Genomic DNA, 23,300 nt, shown 5'->3' with positions numbered 1-23,300 from the left:
ATCGGGAAGCTTTCGACATGCATCCGTGGTACCGCGTGGGCCCGAGGGCCCACCCTACGAACCCCACCGCCGCATCAACGCGTCCACACAAGCTTGACGCCCACGCGCCTTTCCAGCTCCAGCCTGGTCGCCACCGGCCCATACTCCCCGTGGCTGCCGTTCAGATTCTGCCCCACTACCGACAGCTCCAGGTTCGGCCGCAAGCGCCAGCCGAAGCGCGCGTCCACCGTCCAATACCCCGGCACGCCAGGATTCTCCAGCGCCGCCACCTTGCGCAGCGCCACCTCCAGCTCACGCCGTTCGTCGAACGCATAGTTCGAGCGCAGCTGCAGCGTATGCTCCGGGTCCTTGCCCGCCGTGCCCGGCCCCGCCGCATCGTTGCTGCCCGCCTTCAGGCGCAGCCGCTCGTGCAGCGCGGTGAACCCGCCCGACAGGCGCCAGGCGCGACTCAGCTGGTAGCTGCCCCACATCTCGATGCCGGTCGCCCTGCCCTCCATCAGGCTGCCGAAGCTGAGGAAGGTATAGGTCGGGTCGATTTCCTGGGTGCGCAGGTGGTCGTAGTCGTTATGGAACAGCGTTGCCGAATACGACAGCCCCGGCAGCGGCTGGCCGCGGTAGCCGAGCTCGAACACCTGCGCCACCTCGGAGCGCACCTGGCGTCCACCCTGCAGCAGATAGGGCGGGCGGCCGGGGATGTAGGCGTCCACATCGAGCCGGGTCGGCGCGCGCACCGTGCGCGACACGGCCGTCCACAGCGTGTGGTGTGGGTCCATGCGCCAGGACAGGCGCGCGGTCGGCAGGAATTCGTTGCCGGTGTAATCGTTGCGCTCGATGCGGGCGCCGAGCGTCAGGTTCAGGTCCGGCCGCAATGCGATCTCGTCCTGGGCAAACAGGCTGGCCCAGGTCTGCTGGTCGCGCGCCGGCAGGAAGGCGATGGCCTCGCTGTTGGTGACGCGGTCCCAGCTGTGACGGTAGTTGGCGCCCCACACCAGGCTGTGCGCGCCGTACACCGGCAAGGTGTGCTGGAACTGGACATCGGCAATCGACAGCGATTCGGTAAAGGTGGGCGGCACTTCGCGCCGTGTGCGGTCGAGATAAGCCTGCATACCCAGGCTGCCGCCATCGGCGAGCGCATGCTGCCAGCGCCCGGTGAGGTTGGCGCCTTCGGTGCGGATGTCGCCCAGGCGCAGGTCGGCGCCGCTGACGGCGATCGCCCCCGGCTCCGGCTGCTCCAGCGCCCCGCGCACCACGTTGCCGTTGACGCTGAAGGTGTCCGCGCCGCGCTCCCAGTCGCTGCGGAAGCCGACCTGCGCCTGGCGCCAGGCATCGTTCACGCGCGCGCCGCCGGCCAGGTCGCCGGCGGAGCGGTGCAGCGCCTTGCCGTACACGCGCCAGCTGGCATCGGCGCTGCGCCCGCCCTGGCGGAAAGCCAGGTCGGCGCCGTCGCTGCCCGCGCCCAGCACGGCCAGGCTGCCCTGGGTCTCGCGCGCCGAGCGGGTCGTGATGTTGATCACGCCGTTCACCGCATTCACGCCCCACATCGTGCCGCCCGGCCCGCTGATGACTTCGATGCGCTCGACGTCTTCCAGCATCACGTCCTGCATGTCCCAGAACACGCCGGAAAACAGCGGCGCATACACCGAGCGGCCATCGATCATCACCAGCAGTTTATTCGGGGCGCTGTTGTTGCTGCCGTTCAGGCCACGCGCGCTGATGGCGTAGCCGTAGCTGCTGATCTGCGCCACCTGCAGGTTCGGCGCCAGGCGCAGCGCTTCGGGCAGGCTGCGTGCGCCGGCGCGGCGGATGTCCTCGGTGGTGATGACGAATACCGCGGCCGGCGCATCCTGCAGGCGCTCGGGTTTCCTGGAGACGGAGGTGACCTGGATGTTCGCCAGCTCCTCGATGCTCAGGTCGGCGAAATCGGCTTGCGGCGCCGGCAGCGCTTGCGACGCGACGGCCTGCGCGGACGTGGCGCCCAGCGTCATGGCGACCCAGACGGCCAGCGCGCGCGGACGCAACAAGAACAAGGGATGATGCATGACTTCCTTTACACGGTACGATGGAGCCGCGTCCAAATTATAAATTCACGCTTGCCTCGATTTTACATTCAGCGGCTTCACGGCTGTGCACGTTTAACAATCCATGCTAGTGTACAGAAAGAAACAACCGCCTCTCCCACATTGGCGTGGCTTTTTGTTATAGTCAGGCGCTCACCAGTACGAACACGGACAATCGACCATGCAGCGTTATTCTTCCGTCGCCATCGCCCTGCACTGGCTGATCGCCATCCTCATCATCGGCACGTTTACGCTCGGCCTGGTGATGACCGACATTCCCGGCCTCACGCCCACCAAGCTGCGCTACTTTTCCTGGCACAAATGGGCCGGCGTGACGGTACTGGCCCTGGCCGCGCTGCGCTTGCTGTGGCGCCTGCGTTCGCGCCCGCCGGCTTATCCGGCCCACATGCCCGCCTGGCAGCGCCATGCCGCCCATTCCCTGCACGGCCTGCTCTACGTGCTGATGTTCGCCGTGCCCCTGTCCGGTTATTTCTACAGCCTGGCGGCCGGCGTGCCGGTCGTCTATTTCGGTCTGTTCCCGCTGCCCACGCTGATCGAGGCCGATGCGGCCCTGAAGCCCACGCTGGACGCCCTGCACTACTGGCTCAACATGCTGCTGGCGGCCCTGGTGGCCCTCCACGTGCTGGCCGCGTTCAAGCACCTGCTGCTGGACCGCGACGGCGTGATGCAGCGCATGCTGCCCTTTTCAAAATAAGGAGTTCACCATGACACCCCTGCGCACCCTGCTCGCCGCCGCCCTGTTCACCGCCGCTGCCGCCCACGCTGCCCCGCTGAAGACCGATCTCGCCAAAAGCAGCGTCTCGGCCACCTTCAAACAGATGAACGTACCGGTCGAGGCCAAATTCAAGACCTTTGGCGCCCAGATCGACTACGACGCCGCCAAGCCGGAAGCCGCAAAGGCCACGGTCGACATCGGCACCGCCAGCATGGACCTGGGCGACCCGGAATATAACCGCGAGGTTGCCAAGAAAGAGTGGTTCAATACGGCGCAGTTCCCGAAAGCGACGTTTGTTTCGACTTCGATCAGGCCAGCCGGCGCGGACAAGCTGAACGTTGCCGGCAAGCTGACGATCAAGGGCAAGACTGCCGACGTGAACTTCCCCCTGACGGTGAAAACGGCAGGCAAGCAGCAGGTGTTCGAGGGCCAGTTGCCGATCAAGCGCCTGGCTTTTAACATTGGCGAAGGCGAGTGGAAAGACACCAGCATGGTCGCCGATGAAGTTGTCATCAAGTTCCGCGTCACCGCGGGCCAATAAACCCAACCAAGGGATGTACACATGAAACTCAAGTTCCTCGTCGCCGCCACCCTGGCCACCAGCGCCACCCTCGCCTTTGCCGCCACCGATACCTACGAGATCGAGCCAAACCACACTTACCCAAGCTTCGAAGCCGATCACATGGGTATCTCGGTCTGGCGCGGCAAGTTCACCAAGACCTCGGGCAAGATCACCCTCGATCGCGCCGCGAAGACCGGCAGCGTCGACATCACCGTGGACATGAACAGCGTCGACTTCGGCCACGAAAAGATGAACGAGCATGCGCGCAAGCCAGACATCTTCGACGTCGCCCAGTTCCCGACCGCGACCTTCAAAGGCAGCAAAGTGCGCTTCAACGGCGACACCCCGGTGGCGGTCGAAGGCCAGTTCACCCTGCACGGCGTGACGAAACCGCTGACCCTGACCATCAACAAGTTCAAGTGCATCGACCACCCGATGCTGAAACGCGAAGTCTGCGGCGCCGATGCCTCGGCCACTTTCCAGCGCAGCGATTTCGGCGTGAACTTCGGTTTGCCGCGCTTCTCGCCGGAAGTGAAGCTGGCGATTCAGGTGGAAGCAATCAAGCAATAATATGTAGGGTGGGCTCTCGAGCCCACGCGGTGATCGCTATCGCTCCGATTTCGCACCGGATGATCTTGCGGCTAATTATCACCGCGTGGGCTCTAGAGCCCACCCTACAAAAAAAGCCCCGCCACCCAAAGGTGACGGGGCTTTTTTACGTCCGGCTAATTACTTGCCGTCGCGGTCCGAGTCACCTGGAATCGCGCGCTCGACGCGGTCCCAGGCGGCGCGGCTGGCGACCTTGGCGTGATCCCACGACAGGCGCGAGGAGCCACGGGTGCTGTTCCACTCGTCCGACAGGTAGGACTCGTTCTGGTCGTAGCTGCCTGGGTAGCGGCCCTTGCCGTTGTAGCCCAGCGCGTAGGCCGGTGCGTAGTCGTCGTAGGTGTAGCCCGGGGTGTAGTGCGACTGGGTCTGGTAGTTGTTGCGCCAGTAGTCGTCTTCATGCGCTGGATTGACCAGGCCGCCGACGCCCTTGCCGGCCATGCCGCCGACAGCCGCGCCGATGCCGGCGCCAACCACCATGCCGACCGGGCCGCCCACCGCGCCCACCGCTGCGCCAGCCGCCGCGCCGCCGCCGGCGCCCACGCCCTTGGCCAGGTTATGGTCGTGCAGTTCGTCGCCAGGCGCCGAGTTCGCCACTTCTCCCACGCCCTTGCCGGCTGCGCCGCCAGCCAGGCCGCCAATCACGGCGCCGGCAGCCATGCCGACCGGGCCGCCAACTGCACCCACCGTGGCGCCAGCCACTGCGCCGCTGGCGCCGCCGACGCCTTGCGCCAGGTTATGGTCGTTCAGGTCGTCGGTCGCTTTTGGATTGACCACTTCGCCGGCGCCGCGGCCAGCTGCGCCGCCTGCCAGGCCGCCGACCACGGCGCCTGCCGCCATGCCGATCGGGCCGCCCACGGCGCCGATTGCCGCACCGGTGGCTGCACCGGCGCTGGCGCCGACGCCCTTGGCCAGGTGGTGTTCGGCGAGATCGTCGCCGGTTTTCGGATTCACGACTTCACCGGCGCCCTTGCCGGCGATGCCGCCGGTGACCGCGCCGATGGCCGCACCGGCCACCATGCCGATCGGGCCGGCTGCCGCGCCGATACCGGCGCCAACCAGCGCACCCGCCGTGCCGCCGACGCCGGCGCCGATCACGTGCGAACCGCCGCTTTCGGTCCACGAGCGGTGGATGTGGGCTGCGTCGTCGTCGGAACGGGCGTTCACGCCCATCAGGATGCCGCCGTTATGGATGCCTTCTTCATAGTGCTTGGCGCGCTCTTCCGGAATACCGGCGCCGATCAGTGCACCGATCAGGCCGCCGGTGATGCCGCCCGCGCCGGCGCCGGCCAGGGCCGCTGCCAGCGGACCCGCCACGACCAGGCCGACACCCGGCAGCACCAGCGTGGTGCCGACTGCGGCGATACCGGCCAGCACGGCGCCGATGGTGCCGCCGATGCCTGCGCCGATGCCCGCGCCTTCGGCTGCTTTGCTGCCCAGTTCAGTATCGGTGTCGCTGAAGTGGGTCTTGCGGGTCGAATCCGACATCATCAGGTTGACGTCGTCACGGCCATAGCCGCGGTCGGAAATCGAACCGTAGGCGCGCTCGGCGCTGGCACGATCGGGGAACAGGCCGGTGACCATGCGCGAATTCTGGTTGTTGTTGGTGTCGTAGCTCATGATGAATCCTTTCAAAAAGGGTCTGACTCGGTGTCGGGGTGCAACGCACTTGTCTGTCAGGCGTTGCCAGTCCGTGAACAATATGCCTGCCGAGCTATGCCCTTCTGTTCGTTCACGCACTCTGCCCAAGACATTCCAAGCGACAACTAAACCGGCATCCGGATCGGGATCAAACACCGCTTTGAAACATACGCACCAGATTCGTCGTCTAACGTTACTTGCCGCACCGACCCGCTTGGTGCGGAATCCGTAGACTTTTTCACATGGCCACTCAAACAATTGGCCTCAGGTAGATTTTTTCACTATGAGGAGGAACTAAAATGCTATTCATTATCTGGATCGTTGTCGGTGGTATCCTGGGCTGGCTTGCAAGCATGGTCATGAAGACCGATGCTGAACAAGGCATGATTCTGAACGTCGTGGTTGGTATCGTCGGCGCCTTCCTGGGTGGCTGGCTGCTGTCGCCACTGTTCGGTTCGGGCACCATCAATTCGGACGACTTCAGCGTGTCGTCGCTGCTGGTTTCCTTCCTGGGCGCTGTCATCCTGCTGGCCATCGTGAATCTGCTGCGTCGCGGCCGCGTTCGCTAATAAAGTGGCAAGCAATCGATAAAAAACCAACGCCCTCACGCGTTGGTTTTTTTTTCGCCGAATTCATCCAGGCTCTACCACGTTTTACCAAGACTGCCTATGCGCGCCAGAATCCTTACCATCGTCCTGATCACCAGCATCGTCACCCTGCTGGCCGGCTTCCTCGCCCTGAATTTCATGCCGAGCGAAAAGCAGATCGAGACCCAGCTGACGCGCCAGTACGATATCCACGACGCCCAGTTCCGCCGCTCGATGGGCGTGCTGCTCGGGCCGCCCATCATCGAGGGCAACAAGGTCGATGTGCTGTTGAACGGCGACCAGATCTTCCCGGCCATGCTGGATGCGATCCGCCAGGCCAAGACCAGCATCACCTTCGAAACCTATATCTATTGGTCCGGCACCATCGGCCACGAATTCCGCGATGCACTGGCCGAGCGCGCCCGCGCCGGCGTCAAGGTGCACGTGATGCTCGACTTTGTCGGCAGCATCAAGATGGACGACGACTCGCTGAAAACCATGCGCGACGCCGGCGTGCAGGTGCAGCGCTACCACAAGCCGGCCTGGTGGAAGCTGGCGCGCATGAACAACCGCACCCACCGCAAACTGCTGATCGTCGACGGGCAAGTCGGCTTCACGGGCGGCGTCGGCATTGCCGACCAGTGGCGCGGGAATGCCCAGGACGACGAGCACTGGCGCGACACCCATTTCCGCGTCGAAGGCCCGGTGGTCGGCCAGATGCAGGCCGTGTTCACCGATAACTGGACCAAGGCCACCGGCACCGTCCTCGACGGCCCCGATTATTTCCCGCCGCTCAAGGCGCGCGGCGAGATTCCCGCGCAAATGTTCTCCAGCTCGCCCACCGGCGGCAGCGCCAGCATGCACCTGATGTATTTGATGGCAATCACCGCCGCGCGTCAGTCGATCCTGCTGTCGGCCTCCTACTTCGTGCCGGACGAACTGGCGATCAAGGCCCTGGTGGCGGCCGCCAAGCGCGGCGTCGACGTGCGCATCATCACGCCGGGCAAGGACATCGATTCCGACCTCGTGCGCGTGGCCTCGCGCGAGCGCTGGGAGCCGCTGCTGAAGGCCGGCATCAAGATCGCAGAATTCCAGCCAACCATGTACCACGTAAAAGCGCTGATCGTCGACGACATGATGGTCTCGGTCGGTTCCACCAACTTCGATAACCGCTCGTTCAGCATCAACGACGAAGCCAACCTGAACCTGCTGGACCCGGCCTTTGCCAAGTCCCAGCGCGAGGTCTTCGACGACGACTGGAAACGCGCCAAGCCGATCACGCTGGAGGCCTGGCGCAATCGGTCGATGACCGAAAAACTGGCCGGCGAACTGGCCTCGCTGCTGGGCTCGCAGCTGTAACGTGCTGTCATTACCGCGTGTCACGAAACGGAAATAGTGGTTGACGCGGCAACAGTGGAGTACCCATACTCCGGGGTGCTCCGCGGAGCCCGCCGTACCAGAAGCAACCACTACAACCATCCCTGACACGCGAATGAAAAAGACCCTTCTCTCGCTCGCCATCCTGACCAGCTTCGCCGCACAAGCGGACGAAGGCATGTGGATGCCGCAGCAGCTGCCACAAGTAGCCCAGCAACTGAAAGCCGCCGGCCTGGAACTCGATCCGGCCACCCTCACCCAGCTGACCGAATTCCCGATGGGCGCCATCGTGAGCCTGGGCGGTTGCTCGGCTTCCTTCGTGTCGCCGCAGGGCCTGGTCATCACCAACCACCACTGCGTGTACAACAGCGTGGCCGTCAACTCGACCCCTGAACGCGACCTGCTGGCGAATGGCTTCCTGGCCAAGACCCTGGGCGAAGAAGTGCCGGCCGCGCCGGGCAGCCGCGTCTTCGTGACCGAGGAAGTGACCAACGTCACCGACCAGATCATCGACAAGAAAGTGGCCAGGCTGAACGGCAAGGCGCGCATCGACGCGATTGAAAAGAATCAGAAGGAAATGGTTGCCGCCTGCGAGAAGACCCCGGGCTACCGCTGCACCGTGGCCAGCTACTACGGCGGCCTCGAGTTCTACCGCCTGAAACAGCTGGAAATCCGCGACGTGCGCCTGGTACACGCGCCGCCATCGGGCGTGGGTAAATTCGGTGGCGACACCGACAACTGGATGTGGCCGCGCCACACCGGCGACTACGGTTTCTACCGCGCCTACGTGAGCAAGGACGGCAAGGCCGCCGACTTCGCCGCCGACAACGTCCCTTACGTGCCGAAGCACTTCCTGAAGCTGGCCACCGAAGGCTCGAAGGAAGGCGATTTCATCATGGTTGCCGGCTACCCTGGCCGCACCAACCGCCACCGCCTGCCGTCGGAAGTGCAGTACACCTTCGACTGGAACTACCCGGCCTTCGTGCAAGCCTCGGGTGAAGTGCTGGCCATCATCGAACGCGAAACCAAGAACGACCCGGCTGCCAAGCTGAAGTACGCTGGCCAGATCGCCAGCGTCAACAACTACTACAAGAACCGCAAGGGCATGCTGACCTCGTACAGCGAGAGCGACTTCCTGCAGCGCAAGACCGCCGAACACACTGCCCTGAAGGCATGGATGAACAGCGACGCCGCGCGTAAAAAGCAGTTCGGCGCCGACATCGATACCGCCGAGAAGCTGATCGCCGAGCGCGACGCCCACACCAAGCAAGGCTTCTACCTGGGTTACGCCCAGCCGCGCTTCCTGAGCTCGGCACGCAGCCTGTACCGCCTGGCCAACGAGCGCACCAAGCCGGACGCCCAGCGCAAGTCGGGCTACCAGGAACGCGACATGGCGCGCGTGACTTCGGTCATCACCGGCCAGGACCGCACCTACGACGAAAAAGTCGACAAGGCGCTGGTCACGAACTTCCTGACCAAGTACCTGGCCCAGCCAGCTGCCGAGCAGGACAAGGCCTTCAACGATGCCCTGGGCATCCGCGCCGGCATGAGCCAGGACGAACTGAAGGCCGCGCTGGACAAGGCCTACGCCGGTTCGAAGCTGGCCAACAAGGAAGAGCGCGTGACCTGGCTGAAGAAGTCGCCTGCCGACTTCAAGGCCAGCAACGACAGCTTCATCAAGGCAGCCGTGGCCATGTATGACGCCGACCTGAAGGACGAAGCCAAAGAGGAAGAACTCTCCGGCAAGATCCAGAAGGCCTACGGTGGCTACATGAAGGCCAAGATCGCCTACATGAACAGCAAGGGCCAGGCCGTGTATCCGGACGCCAACGGCACCCTGCGCGTGACCTTCGGCAAGATCATGGGCCGCGACCATGGCGCCGACGGCACCGGTTCCTGGACCGCGTTCACCACCGTCAAGGGCGTGGTCGCGAAGAACACCGGCGAAGGCGAGTTCAATGCACCGGCAGCCCAGCTGGCCGCGATCAAGGCCAAGGACTTCGGCAAGTACGTCGATCCAACGCTGAAGACCGTGCCGGTGAACTACCTGGCGACGCTGGACATCACCGGCGGCAACTCGGGTTCGGCAGCGCTGAACAAGCGCGGCGAACTGATCGGCCTGGCCTTCGACGGCACCCTGGATTCGATCATCTCGGACTGGGACTTCAACGCGGCCAATACCCGCGACATCCAGGTCGATGTGCGCTACATCCTGTGGAACATGAAGCACGTGGATAAAGCCGACAACTTGCTGAAGGAAATGAACGCGCTGTAATCCAGGCCGTTCGTTAAAACGAAAGCCACGTTGCCGAAAGGCGCGTGGCTTTTTTTCATGGCTTATTGCCCGTCCCAGGTGTACCAGGATTTCTTTCCGATACTGACGTCGACCAAATAGAGGGCGTCGTCCGGATCGTCGCAATGTTCCACGCACTTGATGCGAAGGAGAGACCGTAGATTGCGCTTGGGGACATCCAGAAACTGGTCGCTCTGGGAATAACGCATCAGTTCGGCACGCAGTGTCTTTCGCCCTTTCGGCGACAGGTCATACCACCCGTTCTGGTTTCCTACCCAGGGAACCCACCCACCGGCCTGGAAGCGTGCCTGGACTTGTCCCAGGATTTCCACGGCTTCAGGAAAGCGGCGCGCTTCCAGCATGGGCGAGGTCGAAATCGTTTCGAGAACGGACTTGCCAAAGGTAAGCGCGGCGAACGTCGTTGGAGGCAACTCGAAGCCATGGCGGGGATCGACGAACTTGATGATGACGGCAGGCTCGCGCACGTCGATTGTGGCAAATCCCGTGTCGGCAGTTGGCGCCATCCCGTGGGCGCGTGTCGGATAGCTGGACCGCTTCACAACCTCATCGTAGGACATATCGATATCGACAACCAGCACGGTCGGCTTCGGCGGATTCACCAGGAACACCGTGAATGCGATGCCGAGCAACGCAACAGGCAGCCACATCCATTTCGCACTCATGACACGCCGCCTCCATGATAGATATCCGATATCGCCTTTTCCACCAGGGGCCGCGCGCTGCTCTTCAACAAAAGGCTGAACTGTCGTGCGGTTCGGATGACGAAAGCCATGCGGTCGTTTTCGTCCCACAGATGAACCGAAGTCAAACGCGGTAGCCAGCTCGTGAAGATGCCATTCGGCTTGCATTGCGCCGATAATGTCAGCTGTATCTCGGCGGCGCCGCGCAGTCCATGCACCCAGGCGAACTGGTTTGCATCCAGGGCGAGTCGGGTGTCCTTGTCGTTGATGATTTCTGCGAACGGATATCCGAATTCGAGCCGCTTCTTCGCATCTTCGGGCCAGCGCACCTTGTCCTTGATAATGGCTGCTCATCGGATGCGCGGACCAACTGCAGCGGCGCGGCCTCGGTCTTGGCGGCGCTCGCCTGCATGTGGAAGAGTACGGCGTCCAGCGAGCTGCCGCTTGCACCGGCGCCGTCCACAAGCTGGCAGTTGTGCTGCTGGTTCGCGACCAGGCGTGGCGGCGGGCTACAGCCGCACAGGCACAAGTCGTGTTCCAGCGCATACGGTACCCCGTTGTACGACATGAAGGACGACGCAGTCTTTACCGTGCCGCCAGCCGTGGTCTGTGCGCCGAGCAAGATGAGATAGCGTTTGGGCATGCCGATTCCTGGGTCAGGTTCAGGGCATTCGGTTCAGGTCGGGCAGCCCAATCTAACGGAGACGGTTTCCCATGCATTGATGCGATGCAAGCACAATGCACCGTTCGCCGCCGCCATTCCTCCGTTCGCCGCAAGCGTGCCCCGCCCACGTCCAGCACCGGCGTATGCTGTGCACTCGACCGTTTGCCCGCGAGGCCCTATGAAGAACGCCCTGCTGTTCTGCGTCGCCCTGCTCAACCTGCCCCTTGCCCTGGCCCAGGACAGCGGAGCCGAGAAGCAACTTGCCAACGCCCGCGCCGCCATCGCCGACCTGCAGCGCATCGTCGCCCCGGCCGGCATCGAGGAATCGTACAAGACCACCATCGGCGGCATCGACCAATGGCTCAACGTGCGCGGCCAGGACCGGACCAATCCCATCATCCTGTTCGTGCACGGCGGCCCGGCCGCGCCGATTACGCCGACCATGTGGGAATTCCAGCGCCCGATCGAGGAATACTTCACCGTGGTGCACTGGGACCAGCGCGGCGCCGGCAAGACTTACCTGGAAAGCGCGCCGGAGAAGGTGGCGCCGACGATCCGCATCGAACGCTACGTCGACGACGCCATCGAAGTGGCCGAATACGTGCGCAAGCGCTACGGCAAGCGCAAGCTGATCCTGGTGGGGCACAGCTGGGGGACGATCGTCGGCATGGGTGCGGCGCTGAAGCGGCCCGATCTGTTCCACGCCTACGTCGGCATCGGCCAGGTGATCAATACGCGCGAAAACGAGCGCATCAGCTATGAGTACGCCGTAGAGCAGGCGCAGCTGCACAAGAACGAGGAAGCACTGAAGGAGCTGGCGTCGATCGCGCCCTACCCCGGCACGGCGCCCATCACGCGCGAACGCATCATCGTGGCGCGCAAATGGCCCCAGCATTACGGCGGCCTGAGCGCGTTCCGCAGCAACTCCACGTATTACTTCAACGGCCCGCTGCTCTCGCCCGACTACGACGCGGCGCAGGTGAAGGCAATCGACGCCGGCAGCCTGTTTACGCTCGGGCGCCTGCTGCCGGAATTCGTGCAGGTCGACTTTTCACAGGTCAAGACCTTCCCGATCCCGGTGGTGATGTTCCTCGGCCGCCACGACTACACCACGCCCACCCAGCCGACGCTGGACTGGCTGGCGCAGGTAAAAGCGCCGTCGAAGCAGGCCGTGTGGTTCGAGCGCTCGGCGCACATGGCGCCCTGGGAAGAGCCGGGCAAGACCCTGGTCAGCCTGCTGCACCATGTACGCCCGCTGGCGGACTAGACTCAGGCCGCCACAGCCACAGCCTGCGGCGCGGCGTCCGACAGCATGTTGCGCACCGCCGCCGCCAGCTCTTCGCGCGCATACGGTTTGCTGAGCAGGGTCACGCCTTCGCCCAGGCGGTCGTTGCGGATCACGGCGTTTTCGGTGTAGCCCGAGGTGAACAGCACGCGGATGCCGGAATGGCGCAGACGCGCATGCGCGGCCAGGTCGGTACTGCTCATCGTGCCCGGCATGATGACGTCGGTGAACAGCAGGTCGATGTGGGGCTCGGCGTCGAGCACGGGTGCGGCGGCGTCGGCACTGGCCGCTTCCAGCACGCGGTAGCCAAGCTGGCCCAGCATCGCGGCAACGTTGGCGCGGATCTCGGCTTCGTCGTCGACCACCAGGATCGTCTCGCTGCCGCCCGTCACCGCCCCGGTTTGCTCCTGCTTGCGCCCGCTGGCTGCCTGTCCCGTACGCGGCAGCAGGATATGCACCGTGGTGCCCTGGCCGGGTGCGCTTTCGATGTCGATGTGGCCGCCGCTCTGCTTGACGAAGCCATAGGCCATGCTCAGGCCCAGGCCGCTACCCTTGCCCACGCCCTTGGTCGAGAAGAAGGGCTCGAAGGCGCGCGCCTTGACCTCTTCGCTCATGCCGGTGCCGCTGTCGTGGAAGGACAGGCGCACGAAGCCGGCATCGCCTTCTTCGCCCGGGCTATTGATGCCGGACACCACGAAGCGGCCACCCTCGGGCATGGCGTCGCTGGCGTTCAGCACCAGGTTCAGGATCACGTTTTCCAGCTGTTGCGGATCGGCCTCGACGTTCCACAAGTCCGGGGCGAAGTCGAAGGCGACCTCGACCCGCTCGCCCAGCGCGCGCTTGAGCAGCACATCGATGCCATCGAACACGTCGGCCAGGCGCACAGGGATGGGCTGCAGCGGCTGCTTGCGGGCAAAGGCCAGCAATTGCGACGACAGCTTGGCGCCGCGCCGCACCGCCGTCTGTGCCGACTGGCAGCGCTCGGTCACCTTGGCGTTGGCGGCGCTGAACATCTTGATCAGGTCGAGGTTGCCGTTGATGATGTGCAGCACGTTGTTGAAATCGTGGGCCACGCCGCCGGTCAGCTTGCCGATCGCCTCCATTTTTTGCGCGTTCATGAGCGCGCTCTGGGTGTCTTCCAGCGAGCGCGTGCGTTTCTGGACCAGGCTTTCCAGGTGGCTCTGGTGGCGCTCGAGTTCGATGCGCGCCAAGTGTTCCTCGGTCACGTCCTGGCCCTGGATGAAGACGCCGGCCAGCTCGCCGTCCGGCCCCAGGTTGGGCTGGAACAGCACGTCGATGATCACTTCCTCGACGGCCCCACCAGCGCGCTGCAGCTGCAGTTTCATGCCGCTTTCGACGTGCGGCTTGCGGCTGTCGCAGACCTGCTCGATCAGCTCGAACCAGCCCTGCCCTGCAAGTTCCGGGAGCGCCTTGCGGATCGGCCTGCCGACCAGCTCGCGCGGGCCCACCAGGCGGCGGAAGGCCGCGTTCACGATCTGCAGGTGACACTCGTCGCTGCCGAGCATGGCGACAAAACCCGGAGCCTGCTCGAACATGCTCAGCAGGCGCGCGTGCTCGCTTTCCAGGCGTTCATGCGCCTGGGCCAGCAATTGCGCGTGCTCGGTGGCGCGCAGGTACACGCGGTTGATTTCTTTCAGATACAGGCCCAGCATCACCAGCGCGGCGAACAGGGCATTCAGGCGGCCAACGTACCAGCCGACCGACAGACGCGTGCCGCCCGCCATGGTGATGGCATTGTCAAAGGCGAGCGCCACCATGGCCACACCGATCCAGGCTGCAATCGGTGTGCGGAAACGGGTGGCGCGCCACATCATGATCAGCGCCGCCATGATCACGGCCTGGATGAAGGGTGCGTAGCCGCTATGCGTGATGCGGTTGAAGTCGCCGTTGATATCGACGATCGGCAGCGCCGCCTCAAACACGGTCACCGACGCCAGCGTGACGCCGACGATGACGCCGGTCCAGCCCAGGGCGCGCAGGAAAGCGGCGCGGGTGTCATCCACGCGGCGGCCCGGCGCGCGCAGCTCGGCCAGGGCGTAGCAGAACAGCATGCCGGTCGCGCCCAGGTGCCAGTAGAACCACAGCCAGCTGGTGGTTTGTCCGCCGCCCAGCAGGCGCTCGCCGGGCACAAAGGCGCCCGGCACCGACAGGAACTGGGCCAGCAGGATCAGCCCCGTGTAGACCGAGCCGCTCCACAGGTAGAGCACGGCATGGGTGCGCGTCTGCTTGAAGTAGCCGTAGAGCAGGTAGGCGGCCACCGTGTAGGCGACGATGATGGTGCTCTGGTAGGCCGGCAGGAAGGCGGGAATCGCCGGCCACTTGTCGGCCGCGATTGGCATCAGCGCCAGGGTCAGTACCGCAATGGCCAGTGCCGTGAGCGCCGCATAGCGCTGGAAAGGCAGGAGCGCAGGCGCGCTGCCGAGAGTAGTGTGAGTGTCGTTCATACTCGTCCTGATGATGGAGATCTCAACCCGGGCGAGACGAACAATGTCAACGGCAGCCGTGCAGAATGTCGCAGACTAACACTTATTTCACAATGTTCGTCATATTCATCATTCCTATGGGAAAATAAACGCCGCGTCTGGCGCGGCGTTTTTTATGCAAGGAGCTTAGTTCTTCCGGTTCAGCCGGCTATGCCGCACGCTGTACAGGAAATAGGTCGCCACTGCCGCCACCATCCAGATGATGAACACACGGTAGGTTGCCAGCGGCAGGTCCTTCATGATGTAGAGGCAGGCCAGCACCGACAGGCCCGGGATCACGTAAGGGCCGAACGGCACCTTGAAGCCGTGCTCGGCGCCCGGGCCCTGCTTGGCGCGGATCACCGGCACCGCGATCGACACCACGATAAAGGCGGTCAGCGTGCCCATGCTGACCATGTCCCAAAGAAAAGTAGCATCGACCAGGCCGGCCACCAGGCCCACCACCAGGCAGACAATCAGCGTGTTCGACACTGGCGCACCGGTGCGCGGATTGACCTTCTGGAAGGTCTTCGGGATCAACCCGTCGCGGCTGATGGCGTACAGGATGCGGGTCTGGCCGTAGATCGTCACCAGGGTCACCGAGAACACGGAAATCACCGCGCCGGCCGACAGCACCAGCGCCGGCCAGGCCTGGCCCGTCACGTTCTGCAGGATCACCGACAGCCCGGCCTGCTGGCCTTCGAACAGGTGGGCCGGCTGGGCGCCCATCGCGGCCATGGCCACCAGCAAATAAAACACGGTGACGATGATCAGGGCCGCCAGGATACCGATCGGCACGTTGCGGCGCGGGTCCTTCACTTCCTCACCGGCGGTGGCGATGGTGTCCAGGCCGATGAAGGAGAAGAACACGGTGCCGGCGGCAGCGGTCACACCGGCCATGCCGGCAAAGCCCTTGCTGTTATCGGTATTGAAGAAAGGCGTGAAGTTATTCGCGTCGAAGCCGGTAAAGGCAATCGCCGCGAAGAAGGCCAGGATCGCCAGCTTGATCACGACCATGACGGCGTTCGTGGTCGCCGATTCCTTGGTGCCGCGTATCAGCAGGATGCAGCACATGATCACCAGCAGCACCGGCGGCAGGTTGAAGTTGCCGGAGTGGACGGTCAGGTTGCTGTGGTCGGATACGAACATCGGCGAACGCAGCGAAGCCGGTATCTCCCAGCCAAAGGCGTTCTGCAAGAAATTGTTCAGGTAATCAGACCAGCCGATCGCCACCGCGCTCCCCGCCAGCCCGTATTCCAGCAGCAGGCAGGCCGCCACGATGAAGGCGGCGAATTCGCCGACGGTGGCGTAGGCAAACGAGTAGGACGAGCCCGAGGCCGGCACGCGCCCGGCCAGCTCGGCGTAGCACAAAGCCGTCAGGCCGGCGGTGAGGGCCGCGATCAGGAACGACAGGATGACGGCCGGGCCGGCTTTCGGCACCGCTTCGACCATGGTGAAGAAAATGCCGGTGCCGACCGTGGCGCCGACGCCGATCATGGTCAGCGGGAACAGGCCCAGCGTGCGGTTCAGGCCGGCGCCGCCGTGGGCGTGGCTGTCCTCGTGTGCGCGCTCAGCCGGTTTGGTGCGAAACAGCTTCTGGCCCAGTGTCAGATTCACGAAATGTCCTTTGGTCACGCGAAGAGCGCGATCTGAATAATGAAAACGGCTGAGCACATGCCGACAGCCAAAGTTCGCGATTATAGGACTGTTCTAGGGTTGTTGAGAAAATAGTTTTCAGAAAATATGCATTGCAGATGCGTATTTATCAGCCTAGAATATCCGGGTTACTTTCTGAACGGCATCTGATGCGTCTGACCCGCTTTTCCGACATCGGCCTGCGCGTGCTGATTTACCTCGAGCGCGCCGGCGAACGCCCGCACCCGGTGACGGTGGCGGAGATCGCCACGCAGTTCGACATCCCGCTGAACCACCTGGTGAAGGTCGTGGGCCACCTGGCCCGCGCCGGCTGGGTGCGCGCCATGCGCGGCCGCAACGGCGGCCTGCGCCTGGCCGCCGACCCGCAGCTGCTCACCGTTGGCCAGGTGCTGCGTGAGCTCGAAGGCGACGAGGAACTGGTCGACTGCGAAGGCACCAAGTGCGGCCTCAGCCTGGACTGCCAGCTGCGCGGCGCCTTGCAAGCCGGCATGCGCGCCTTCTACGCCGAGATGGACCGCTACACGCTGGCGCGCATGACCGAAGGCGGCACTGGCGAGCAGATCGTGCGGATGCACAAGATGTTCTGGAGTGGCGCAGGAGGAACAGCGTAGGGTGGTTCTCGAACCCACCGATGTACGCAAATCCTTAGCTCGTAGGGTGGGCCGGGCCGCGCAAGGCACTTGTGCCCACGAGGTACAACACCTCCGCACTCGCTCCATTATTTTTTCGCCAGACTCCGCACTGGCATTTTTTAACACTTTAAATATGCACTTCATTTGCATGAATAAGGAAACAACATGATCTCCGCCGCTTCCCGCCCCTACATCGATGCCAGCGTCCCGGTCCTGCGCGAGCACGGCCTCGCCATCACCAGCCTGTTCTACAAGAACATGCTGGGCGAGCACCCGGAACTGACGCGCCTGTTCAACATGGGCAACCAGGCACGTGGCGCGCAGCAGCAATCGCTGGCCTCGGCCGTGTTCGCCTACGCCGCGAACATCGGCACGCCGGAAGCGCTGGGGCCGGTAGTCAAGCGCATCGTGCACAAGCACGTCTCGGTCGGCATCCGCGCCGAGCACTACCCGATCGTCGGCCGCCACCTGCTGGCTTCCATTTCCACTACCCTGGGCGAGGCCGCGACGCCGCCGCTGCTGGCTGCCTGGGCCGAAGCCTATAACTCGCTGGCGAACCTGTTGATCGCCGCCGAAGCCGGGATGTACAGCACCGCCGGCATCGAGCCGGGCCAGACCCGTCCGATGCGCGTGACGGAAGTAACGCGCGAGAGCAACAACGTGCTGTCGATCCGCTTCGTGGCCGACGATGGTCAAGCGCTGCCCCCCTTCCAGGCCGGCCAGTACGTCAGCGTCGCCGTCGATTTGCCAGGCGGTCGCCACCAACTGCGCCAGTACAGCCTGTCCGACGCGTTTGGAAAGGAGAGCATGCGCATCTCGGTCAAGCGCGAGGATGCACTGGCCACCTCGCCGGCCGGCGAAGTGTCGAACTGGATCCACGCGAACGTGCAGGTCGGCAGCGTGCTGCAGGTGACGCACCCGTTCGGCGAGTTCACGCCGGATACCGAGTCGGATGCGCCTATCGTGCTGCTGTCGGCGGGCGTCGGTATCACGCCGATGGTGTCGGCGCTGAACCGCATCGCGCTGGTGAATCCAGGGCGCCGCGTGATCTTCGCACATGCGGCGCGCGATGCGCGGCATCATCCGCTGCAGGCCGACGTGGCGGCGGCGCAGGCCATCATGCCGAATCTGCAGGTGGCGACCTTTTACGAGGAAGTGGACGGCGAAGCCGGCGTGCTGGCCGGACGCATGGAGCTAGCGCGCCTGCCGCAGTGGGACGTCGATGCAGCCGAGATATGGGTGTGCGGTCCCTTGACATTCATGCAGGCGCAGTGGCTGGCGCTGCTCGATGCCGGCGTGCCGCCTGCGCGCCTGCACCGCGAAGTGTTCGGGCCGGAGTTGCTGGATCACTTGTTGTAATGCTCGAACGGTCGAGACCTGACCCGTACGGTGGGCACTCCGTGCCCACGCGGTTACGTCCGTCTCCTTTCACTACGTGCGGTGAAATGTCGCTCGCGCGGTATGCAACGGCCACGAACAAAGCGTTCGCGGCTCGCAGATATGTTGCGAGCGAACCATCACGGCACGTGGCCAAATAATTTAAGCACGTAACCGCGTGGGCACGGAGTGCCCACCGTACGGGATACGCCGCGTAGCGGTGTCCGATGGATCCGAGACACCCTGTCCGCTTACATCACCTGCACGCCACGTCCGCTGACCGTGCGCTGCGCCGGCTGCCCGTACACGCGGATCGGTCCCGAGCCGCTGGCCTGCGCCACCACCGACTGGCGCACCGTGGCCGAAATGCCGCCCGAGCCGCTGCTGCGCAACTCTCCCTGCTCGCTGCTGAGGTTCATCAGGTCGACGCTGCCCGAGCCGCTCACGCTCACGTTCAGGCGCTGCACGGCGCCACTGGCTTCCACGCTGCCCGAGCCGCTGACCGAGGCGCGCGCATACTCGCCGCGCACCTCGCCCACGCTCAGGCGCCCGGAACCGCTCACGCCCATGCGCGCGCTGCCGGCGCGCAGCGCGCTCGCTTCGATCTTACCCGAGCCGGCCACGCTGGCCTCGAGTTCGGCGACGTCGCCAACCAGGCGCGTCACGCCCGAGCCGCCCTGGCGCACCTCCAGCGGATCGCCCTTCAAATCGCGTACGGTTACCTGCCCAGAGCCGCCGGCGCGCAGCTCGGTCAGGCGCGGCGTGGTGTAGATGACCTTCAAGGGCGTGGTGCTGCGCAGGCGGGCCTCGGTGCCGATGTGCAGGGTCGAGCCGCGCGTCTCGGTCTGCACCAGGCGCACCAGGTTGCTGTCGCCCTCGACCACCAGCGACGGCGCCGCGCCGACCCGCACCTCGACGATCATCGACCCGCCCACCGTCAGGCCGGTCAGGGCCGCCACGCTGCGCACGTCGCGTGTCGCAACGCCGTCACCCTCCACCGTCTTGCCGCTGAACGGCGTGTGGACGGTGTAGTCGCTGCCCGGAGGACCGGCAACGATGATGCAGCCACCCAGGGTGGCAGTGAGAGCGGCTGCACAGGCAATGGCGAGCAACGTACGCATGGTGGGACCTTTCTGTTGTGATGGAGCGCCGCAGCGCCGATGTTGTCACTCTAGATAATGCCCACCCCGCTGTCGCGCATGCTGCGACAGACTGCACGTTTGCCGGGTCGAAACGTGCAAAGGCGCGGATCAGCGTTGCCCGAGCCGCGTGTCGCCGAACAGGTTCTTGAACTGGTGCGGCTGCGAGCGCCAGTACTGCTGCGGCGCGGCCACCTGGGCGCCCAGCTCGGCGGCGGCGTGCCATGGCCAGCGCGGGTTGTAGAGCATGGCGCGCGCCAGCGCCACCATGTCGGCCTGGCCCGATTGCAGGATGTGCTCGGCCTGCTGCGGCTCGGTGATCAGGCCCACGCCGACCGTCGGCATGCTCGTTTCGCGCTTGATCCGTTCGGCAAACGCGATCTGGTAGCCGGCGCCAACCGGGATCTTCTGCTGCGGCGACAGTCCGCCACTCGACACGTGGATGAAGTGGCAGCCGCGCGCCTCCAGCGCCTTGGCGAAGACCACGCTCTCTTCCAGGTTCCAGCCGCCCTCGACCCAGTCGGTGGCCGAGATGCGCATGCCGACGGCCATGGTCTCGGGTACAGCCGCCTGCACCGCCTCCAGCACTTCCAGCGGATAGCGCATGCGGTTTTCCAGCGAGCCGCCATATTCGTCCTCGCGCCGGTTCGACAGCGGCGACAGGAACTGGTGCAGCAGGTAGCCGTGGGCGCCGTGCAGCTCGATGCCGTCCAGGCCGAGGGCAGCGGCACGGCGGGCCGCATCGACGAAGCCCTGCTTGATGCGCGCCAGGCCGTCGGCATCGAGCGCCAGCGGCACGGTTTCGCCTTCGGCGTGCGGCACGGCCGATGGCGCCACCGTCTGCCAGCCGCGTTCTTCATCCGGCTTGATGTTGGCGCCACCAAGCCACGGCGCCGCGCTCGACGCCTTGCGGCCCGCATGCGCCAGCTGCACCGCGACCTTGATCGGCGAATGGCGGCGGATGGCAGCGACAATGGGTTGCAAGGCCTCGAGGTGGGCATCGGTCCACAGACCCAGGTCATCGGGCGAAATGCGGCCCTCGGGGGTGACGGCGGTGGCCTCGACGATCAGGAGCGCCGCGCCGGACAGGGCCAGCTGGCCGAGGTGGATCATGTGCCAGTCGGTGGCCAGGCCTTCGTCGGCCGAGTACTGGCACATCGGGGCGATGGCGATGCGGTTCGACAGCTCCATCGGCCCGAGTTTGTAAGGGGAAAACAACATGCTGCTCATGGACGGCTCCGGTCTTGTGCAAAGCACAAAGTCTATCGGAGCTTGTTCAATTGTGCAGATGCAAGGGAGTTTTTGGGGTGCGGGATGCGAAGTGCGGGGTGCGGGGTGCGGGGTGCGGGGTGCGGGGTGCGGGGTGCGGGGTGCGGGGTGCGGGGTGCGGGGTGCGGGGTGCGGGGTGCGGGGTGCGGGGTGCGGGGTGCGGGGTGCGGGGTGCGGGGTGCGGGGTGCGGGGTGCGGGGTGCGGGGTGCGGGGTGCGGGGTGCGGGGTGCGGGGTGCGGGGTGCGGGGTGCGGGGTGCGGGGTGCGGGGTGCGGGGTGCGGGGTGCGGGGTGCGGGGTGCGGGGTGCGGGGTGCGGGGTGCGGGGTGCGGGGTGCGGGGTGCGGGGTGCGGGGTGCGGGGTGCGGGGTGCGGGGTGCGGGGTGCGGGGTGCGGGGTGCGGGGTGCGGGGTGCGGGGTGCGGGGTGCGGGGTGCGGGGTGCGGGGTGCGGGGTGCGGGGTGCGGGGTGCGGGGTGCGGGGTGCGGGGTGCGGGGTGCGGGGTGCGGGGTGCGGGGTGCGGGGTGCGGGGTGCGGGGTGCGGGGTGCGGGGTGCGGGGTGCGGGGTGCGGGGTGCGGGGTGCGGGGTGCGGGGTGCGGGGTGCGGGGTGCGGGGTGCGGGGTGCGGGGTGCGGGGTGCGGGGTGCGGGGTGCGGGGTGCGGGGTGCGGGGTGCGGGGTGCGGGGTGCGGGGTGCGGGGTGCGGGGTGCGGGGTGCGGGGTGCGGGGTGCGGGGTGCGGGGTGCGGGGTGCGGGGTGCGGGGTGCGGGGTGCGGGGTGCGGGGTGCGGGGTGCGGGGTGCGGGGTGCGGGGTGCGGGGTGCGGGGTGCGGGGTGCGGGGTGCGGGGTGCGGGGTGCGGGGTGCGGGGTGCGGGGTGCGGGGTGCGGGGTGCGGGGTGCGGGGTGCGGGGTGCGGGGTGCGGGGTGCGGGGTGCGGGGTGCGGGGTGCGGGATCGTAGGGTGGGCACTCCGTGCCCACGCGGTTACGTGTTCGTCCTTTTGCCAGCGGCGGCGAATATTCGCCCGCGGCGTCAAGGATGGATGATGAGCCAACTCGGCGCCCAGGAGACGCCGTCGGGATGCCAAGGGCATGCCATCATTGGGCGTCAACAATGATCGGCGTTCCGCGTGGGCAGTAGGGCTGGCTAAATGCCAGCACTACAAAGTGCCCACCGTACGACATGCCCACCGCACGGAAGGCGCGGCCAAAATAAAAAAGCCGCGGTCTCTCGCGGCTTCGGTCTTAGCTGACGCGCACCACCATCAAGCCGGCACGCAATCCCACGCGCACATCGGGATTCGGAAACACCACCAGCTCCTCCTCATGGAACACGGTGTACACCGTCTCCCCATCCGTGGCGATGACCTCGCCGCGCTTGAGCGAAGCGAAGTTCGGCGTCTCTTTGGAAAACCCCATGGTGAAGCCATCCGACAGCTTCACCACTTCCTGCGCCACCTTGAACACATGCGGCGCGGCCCTGGCGGCAGGCGCCGGCAGGCCACGCAATAAGGCATCCAGCGCTGCCGAGGCATCGGCAAACTGGGCCATGTCGTTCTGCCCCAGCGTGCCGACCCGCCCCAGTTCCACCGTGCTGCCGGCGGCGCCATGGTATTCGCACGAATAGTAGCTGTAGGTGCCGGCCGATTTCGGGTTCATGATGACGGCCTGGATCGCCGCCTCGCCCAGCCACGTGATCAAAGCCGCCTTGCGCTCCTCGGCGATCAAATCCGGCACGATCGCGAACATCGGATAGTGCGAGGCGCGGATCGCGGTGTGCAGATCCAGGTGCCAGCGCACCGGACCGGCAGCTTCGAAGAAGGCATCGGTAGCGGCGATGATCTCGTCCGCACGCGCGCTCTCGAAGGTGCCGGCCAGCGCACCGCGGTCCGACTTGAACATGCGGTTCAAGTCGGCATCGATGAAACGCTTGCCGGCGGCGATGGCGTCGATATTCCCGACGCAGAGCATCAGGTCCACCGCCAAGGCTTGCGCCTCACGCGACAACGCCTCGATCACGTACGCGGCCATTTCGATCGGCCCGGTCTCGTCGCCGTGCACGCCGACCGACAGCAGTACCGCCGGCCGCGTACCAGCGCCACCCCTCACCGTCAGGATGCCCTTGGCAGGCGTCCCGACGGTAAACCCCGCGTCCGCGAAGCGCTGCGCGACCGTGCCGAAATCGGCCTCGGCCAGCGCGCGCACCGCGTCCGGCAATGCAGCCTGGTCGGGTGCGCTCAT

Annotated in this window: 18 protein-coding genes; 9 read left to right on the top strand and 9 right to left on the bottom strand. The window is 65.4% G+C overall.

All coding sequences use genetic code 11. The features are described from left to right. Window positions 1–74: 74 nt before the first annotated feature. Window positions 75–2,039 (bottom strand): TOL_0244 family TonB-dependent receptor, encoded by a 1,965-nt coding sequence (locus tag QWL29_RS16550; RefSeq protein WP_305823975.1) that lies wholly within the window; start codon window positions 2,037–2,039, stop codon window positions 75–77. 199 nt (window positions 2,040–2,238) lie between these two features. Here QWL29_RS16550 and QWL29_RS16545 point away from each other — a divergent pair, with 199 nt between their 5' ends. Genes QWL29_RS16545 through QWL29_RS16535 form a run of 3 tightly spaced genes read left to right on the top strand, consistent with a single transcriptional unit; the run spans window position 2,239 to window position 3,925 of the window. Continuing rightward, on the top strand, window positions 2,239–2,772 hold the full coding sequence (locus tag QWL29_RS16545) for a cytochrome b (protein ID WP_305823974.1): 534 nt from the start codon (window positions 2,239–2,241) through the stop codon (window positions 2,770–2,772). 10 nt (window positions 2,773–2,782) lie between these two features. Next, window positions 2,783–3,334, top strand: coding sequence for a YceI family protein (locus QWL29_RS16540; RefSeq protein ID WP_305823973.1), 552 nt, complete (start codon window positions 2,783–2,785; stop codon window positions 3,332–3,334). Window positions 3,335–3,355: 21 nt separating this feature from the next. Further along, window positions 3,356–3,925: a YceI family protein gene (locus tag QWL29_RS16535; protein WP_305823972.1), complete on the top strand. Its 570-nt coding sequence runs from the start codon at window positions 3,356–3,358 to the stop codon at window positions 3,923–3,925. A 159-nt stretch (window positions 3,926–4,084) separates the two neighbouring features. Here the strand turns inward: QWL29_RS16535 and QWL29_RS16530 are convergent, their stop codons facing one another. Continuing rightward, a complete protein-coding gene (locus QWL29_RS16530; RefSeq protein ID WP_305823971.1) occupies window positions 4,085–5,581 on the bottom strand; it encodes a hypothetical protein in 1,497 nt (498 codons plus the stop codon). A gap of 320 nt (window positions 5,582–5,901) precedes the next feature. Here QWL29_RS16530 and QWL29_RS16525 point away from each other — a divergent pair, with 320 nt between their 5' ends. The 3 genes from QWL29_RS16525 to QWL29_RS16515 all read left to right on the top strand — a co-directional run bounded on the left by QWL29_RS16525 (window position 5,902) and on the right by QWL29_RS16515 (window position 9,841). Continuing rightward, window positions 5,902–6,171 (top strand): GlsB/YeaQ/YmgE family stress response membrane protein, encoded by a 270-nt coding sequence (locus QWL29_RS16525; protein ID WP_020656446.1) that lies wholly within the window; start codon window positions 5,902–5,904, stop codon window positions 6,169–6,171. 99 nt (window positions 6,172–6,270) lie between these two features. Beyond that, entirely contained in the window at window positions 6,271–7,548 is a 1,278-nt protein-coding gene (gene cls / locus QWL29_RS16520) for a cardiolipin synthase (RefSeq protein WP_305823970.1), read from the top strand. 133 nt (window positions 7,549–7,681) lie between these two features. After that, complete coding sequence (locus QWL29_RS16515) at window positions 7,682–9,841, top strand: S46 family peptidase (protein ID WP_305823969.1); 2,160 nt, start codon at window positions 7,682–7,684, stop codon at window positions 9,839–9,841. 62 nt (window positions 9,842–9,903) lie between these two features. Here QWL29_RS16515 and QWL29_RS16510 read toward each other — a convergent pair whose 3' ends face one another. Both QWL29_RS16510 and QWL29_RS16505 read right to left on the bottom strand, forming a co-directional pair. Then, window positions 9,904–10,542, bottom strand: coding sequence for a hypothetical protein (locus tag QWL29_RS16510; protein WP_305823968.1), 639 nt, complete (start codon window positions 10,540–10,542; stop codon window positions 9,904–9,906). Then, the gene (locus QWL29_RS16505; protein ID WP_305823967.1) at window positions 10,539–10,889 is read right to left on the bottom strand and encodes a hypothetical protein; all 351 of its coding nucleotides are present in this window, start codon (window positions 10,887–10,889) and stop codon (window positions 10,539–10,541) included. Before QWL29_RS16505 ends, QWL29_RS16510 begins: the two co-directional genes overlap by 4 nt. Window positions 10,890–11,402: 513 nt before the next feature. On the opposite strand from QWL29_RS16505, the gene QWL29_RS16500 reads away from it, so the two are divergent. Continuing rightward, window positions 11,403–12,491 carry an alpha/beta hydrolase gene (locus QWL29_RS16500; RefSeq protein ID WP_305823966.1) on the top strand — a complete coding sequence of 363 codons (1,089 nt, stop codon included), beginning with the start codon at window positions 11,403–11,405 and terminating at the stop codon, window positions 12,489–12,491. Window positions 12,492–12,493: 2 nt separating this feature from the next. On the opposite strand, the gene QWL29_RS16495 is transcribed toward QWL29_RS16500, so the two are convergent. Together QWL29_RS16495 and QWL29_RS16490 are read right to left on the bottom strand one after the other, a co-directional pair. After that, on the bottom strand, window positions 12,494–14,974 hold the full coding sequence (locus tag QWL29_RS16495) for an MASE4 domain-containing protein (protein ID WP_305823965.1): 2,481 nt from the start codon (window positions 14,972–14,974) through the stop codon (window positions 12,494–12,496). A 165-nt stretch (window positions 14,975–15,139) separates the two neighbouring features. After that, on the bottom strand, window positions 15,140–16,609 hold the full coding sequence (locus tag QWL29_RS16490) for an APC family permease (protein WP_305823964.1): 1,470 nt from the start codon (window positions 16,607–16,609) through the stop codon (window positions 15,140–15,142). Window positions 16,610–16,797: 188 nt separating this feature from the next. On the opposite strand from QWL29_RS16490, the gene QWL29_RS16485 reads away from it, so the two are divergent. Both QWL29_RS16485 and QWL29_RS16480 read left to right on the top strand, forming a co-directional pair. Then, window positions 16,798–17,259 (top strand): RrF2 family transcriptional regulator, encoded by a 462-nt coding sequence (locus tag QWL29_RS16485; RefSeq protein ID WP_305823963.1) that lies wholly within the window; start codon window positions 16,798–16,800, stop codon window positions 17,257–17,259. Window positions 17,260–17,445: 186 nt separating this feature from the next. Next, window positions 17,446–18,639 carry a globin domain-containing protein gene (locus tag QWL29_RS16480; protein WP_305823962.1) on the top strand — a complete coding sequence of 398 codons (1,194 nt, stop codon included), beginning with the start codon at window positions 17,446–17,448 and terminating at the stop codon, window positions 18,637–18,639. A gap of 269 nt (window positions 18,640–18,908) precedes the next feature. On the opposite strand, the gene QWL29_RS16475 is transcribed toward QWL29_RS16480, so the two are convergent. The 3 genes from QWL29_RS16475 to QWL29_RS16465 all read right to left on the bottom strand — a co-directional run bounded on the left by QWL29_RS16475 (window position 18,909) and on the right by QWL29_RS16465 (window position 23,300). Then, a complete protein-coding gene (locus tag QWL29_RS16475; protein ID WP_305823961.1) occupies window positions 18,909–19,778 on the bottom strand; it encodes a head GIN domain-containing protein in 870 nt (289 codons plus the stop codon). Between the two features lie 129 nt (window positions 19,779–19,907). After that, on the bottom strand, window positions 19,908–21,026 hold the full coding sequence (locus tag QWL29_RS16470; RefSeq protein ID WP_305823960.1) for an NADH:flavin oxidoreductase/NADH oxidase: 1,119 nt from the start codon (window positions 21,024–21,026) through the stop codon (window positions 19,908–19,910). Window positions 21,027–22,304: 1,278 nt separating this feature from the next. Next, window positions 22,305–23,300, bottom strand: coding sequence for a succinylglutamate desuccinylase (locus tag QWL29_RS16465; RefSeq protein WP_305823959.1), 996 nt, complete (start codon window positions 23,298–23,300; stop codon window positions 22,305–22,307).

Origin of the sequence: Massilia brevitalea (assembly GCF_030711405.1) — a bacterium.
GTDB lineage: Bacteria > Pseudomonadota > Gammaproteobacteria > Burkholderiales > Burkholderiaceae_D > Telluria > Telluria brevitalea.
Note: the sequence above shows the minus strand (reverse complement) of the source record. Positions and strands in the feature narration are given on the sequence as shown.

What these genes read in the sequence shown, in the direction of transcription:
- QWL29_RS16500 (WP_305823966.1), top strand. Translation starts at nt 11,403, where the DNA reads ATGAAGAACGCCCTGCTGTTCTGCGTCGCCCTGCTCAACCTGCCCCTT.
- QWL29_RS16495 (WP_305823965.1), bottom strand. Translation starts at nt 14,974, where the DNA reads ATGAACGACACTCACACTACTCTCGGCAGCGCGCCTGCGCTCCTGCCT.
- QWL29_RS16510 (WP_305823968.1), bottom strand. Translation starts at nt 10,542, where the DNA reads ATGAGTGCGAAATGGATGTGGCTGCCTGTTGCGTTGCTCGGCATCGCA.
- QWL29_RS16470 (WP_305823960.1), bottom strand. Translation starts at nt 21,026, where the DNA reads ATGAGCAGCATGTTGTTTTCCCCTTACAAACTCGGGCCGATGGAGCTG.
- QWL29_RS16485 (WP_305823963.1), top strand. Translation starts at nt 16,798, where the DNA reads ATGCGTCTGACCCGCTTTTCCGACATCGGCCTGCGCGTGCTGATTTAC.
- QWL29_RS16525 (WP_020656446.1), top strand. Translation starts at nt 5,902, where the DNA reads ATGCTATTCATTATCTGGATCGTTGTCGGTGGTATCCTGGGCTGGCTT.
- QWL29_RS16515 (WP_305823969.1), top strand. Translation starts at nt 7,682, where the DNA reads ATGAAAAAGACCCTTCTCTCGCTCGCCATCCTGACCAGCTTCGCCGCA.
- QWL29_RS16550 (WP_305823975.1), bottom strand. Translation starts at nt 2,039, where the DNA reads ATGCATCATCCCTTGTTCTTGTTGCGTCCGCGCGCGCTGGCCGTCTGG.
- QWL29_RS16530 (WP_305823971.1), bottom strand. Translation starts at nt 5,581, where the DNA reads ATGAGCTACGACACCAACAACAACCAGAATTCGCGCATGGTCACCGGC.
- QWL29_RS16545 (WP_305823974.1), top strand. Translation starts at nt 2,239, where the DNA reads ATGCAGCGTTATTCTTCCGTCGCCATCGCCCTGCACTGGCTGATCGCC.
- cls (WP_305823970.1), top strand. Translation starts at nt 6,271, where the DNA reads ATGCGCGCCAGAATCCTTACCATCGTCCTGATCACCAGCATCGTCACC.
- QWL29_RS16480 (WP_305823962.1), top strand. Translation starts at nt 17,446, where the DNA reads ATGATCTCCGCCGCTTCCCGCCCCTACATCGATGCCAGCGTCCCGGTC.
- QWL29_RS16475 (WP_305823961.1), bottom strand. Translation starts at nt 19,778, where the DNA reads ATGCGTACGTTGCTCGCCATTGCCTGTGCAGCCGCTCTCACTGCCACC.
- QWL29_RS16540 (WP_305823973.1), top strand. Translation starts at nt 2,783, where the DNA reads ATGACACCCCTGCGCACCCTGCTCGCCGCCGCCCTGTTCACCGCCGCT.
- QWL29_RS16535 (WP_305823972.1), top strand. Translation starts at nt 3,356, where the DNA reads ATGAAACTCAAGTTCCTCGTCGCCGCCACCCTGGCCACCAGCGCCACC.
- QWL29_RS16465 (WP_305823959.1), bottom strand. Translation starts at nt 23,300, where the DNA reads ATGAGCGCACCCGACCAGGCTGCATTGCCGGACGCGGTGCGCGCGCTG.